Source organism: Vibrio sp. V43_P6S15P86 (genome assembly GCF_009904725.1).
In the GTDB taxonomy this organism is placed as follows: Bacteria; Pseudomonadota; Gammaproteobacteria; order Enterobacterales; family Vibrionaceae; genus Vibrio; species Vibrio diabolicus.
The window spans coordinates 1-2,143 of record NZ_WXWT01000291.1; the positions used below are offsets into that span (position 1 = coordinate 1).

The window sequence follows — 2,143 nt, forward strand, 5'->3', positions numbered from 1 at the left end:
GCCTTATCATATCTGAAGCAAATAAATCAAGAGACAGAGCGCAGTCGGCCTACAGGCATAGGAACATCTGACTATCTTGAAGGAATGGTATTTCTGGTTTTCGTCAGAAAATAGGAATTGGTTGCTGGAAGAGCCACTTGAACTATACCTTTTGGTTACTCACAAGCCGGAGCAGGGATATACCAAACAGATGCCCCCTTATTTGTTTTACCAAAGAGCCTTGTTTCAGCCTTCCTTTGGCTCCGGTGCCTACATCATTTCTACAACAGTGCTTTAATACGACGTTTGTACTTGCGAGATAGCAAGCTTCCAGGGCACTACTCTGTTTATCCGATCTTCAGTCATCGCAGTGAAGTCAGTATGGCGATAAAACTGCGATCACCCATTGAGCTTCTGGTTGATCATCTTAACCTTATGTATCATGCTGCAATTGAAGCCCCCTGAAAGCTCTTTTACTAACGCATGAGTGAATGCTATCGCCTTAACCTTTGGTATAGTGGTAACGACTCGCATGTTTCCTTTAGGATCGCGTTTTCGGATAATCTGATTCCCCCCCTAAAGGAACTATAGACATTCCTCTCGGATATATTCAACATCTTGTTTCGTACCTTTGATGATGAGAACAAAGTCATCGGTATAACGATAGTAGGTAACCGCTGGTAGTCATTGCCAGTTATTCTCAATGGCTGAACGGTACCCTATTTTATGCTGTTGTATTGATACCATCTGACTTTGCGAGTTTTCTTACTCAGATAGCGTTGATGAAGATCCTGGTCTAACTCATTAAGCATGATATTTGACAGTAATGGAGAGATAGCGTCGCTCTGGGGTTCATGCTGATGCGTTGTACTGAACCAGTTTCTCTCAACATGCTCTTAGTTGATAAAACGCCATATTAAATCAAGAAAACCATTACAGCTTAACCGCTTACGCATACACTTGATCATCCGTCAATGGTGTACGGTATCGAAGTAACTGGATAAGTCACCTTCTATTACCCATCGGCCATAAGGAGCTGTTCTGTCAGTGAGATGTAATTTGACTATGCCGTTCGCATAGTGAACTCTGGTCTGAAGCAATAATATAATGAGTGGAGATCATTTTCCTAGTGGACATAGACAGGAAGTTACCAGATTGTATTTCTAGCCTAAGTTCGTGTAGATAGTCTCCCAATTTCCCTCACAGGTGAATTTAATAACATCATTCACTCCCGGAGTTCTAGCTCCTTTGGAAGAGAGTGTTTTCTCTGTCGTATGGTACAGCCTGCCCGCAAGGAGACGAGTTGAAGCAGGTGATTGACCTTACGGGGTTTACCTATCTGAGAACAATCATATTAGGTTGGTTGATGATCGCTGTTTTTAACCTTGTCGTTCTGCAAGGTGATGATGCAAAGAAGTTGACTTGTGATAACACATATTTCTATTTCAGGGTATACATTTCTTAACAGAGTCCGTATGGACGACCTTACGCTTACCGGCCACGCGACTTCATACTGCTTGTTAACTCGTTTAGGCGGTGGTGACATTTAAGAACGTGCTCCGATGCGGATTACATCACCTTATCATCATAAGGTAGGTCTCTGTCGCTAGGGCTCATCCACTGTGACAACCTAGTGCAGCCAGTCCTAGACTAAAATTATTCAGTGATTTAAGGGGCCCAGCCATGAACGCGGGCAAATCCACGATAGATAAATGGGGTCGCCAACTAGCGATGAGTGCCAAGAGAAAGCATCGAAACTCCCATTTATGCTCAGAAGTTTGGAATTGAAAAAGAAGTTGATGCGACTTGAAGAGTAACGAAATACTAAAAAAAACCATGGATCTTTTGATGTCGTTCTCAGTGAAGAGCTCTTGATGCTCACGAAACTCAATCAGAGCTAAAGCATAAAAACATTATGCGAGGTATTCAATGTTCACCTAAGTAGTTATCACTATTGGCTAAACCGCCCAAAATTAATGAATACAGAGTTAGTAAAATTACGCATCTGATTAAAGGGGATCGCGTCGCAAGCAATACCACAGCCGAAGCGAGAACCATTGCGGATATAGTGATAGATCAGGACGTAAATTTGAGTTGTTACCATTCATGGAATCCCGCTTAAGAAAACAGGCACCTTATCGTTACAAAGTCATAAACGTAGTAT

The 2,143-nt window shown here is 42.3% G+C and carries 1 pseudogene; it reads left to right on the plus strand.

What is annotated here, in order from left to right:
- Positions 1 to 1,659: 1,659 nt before the first annotated feature.
- Positions 1,660 to 2,086, plus strand: a pseudogene (locus CAG69_RS22560) (IS3 family transposase); the annotation flags it as partial.
- Positions 2,087 to 2,143 lie beyond the last annotated feature (57 nt).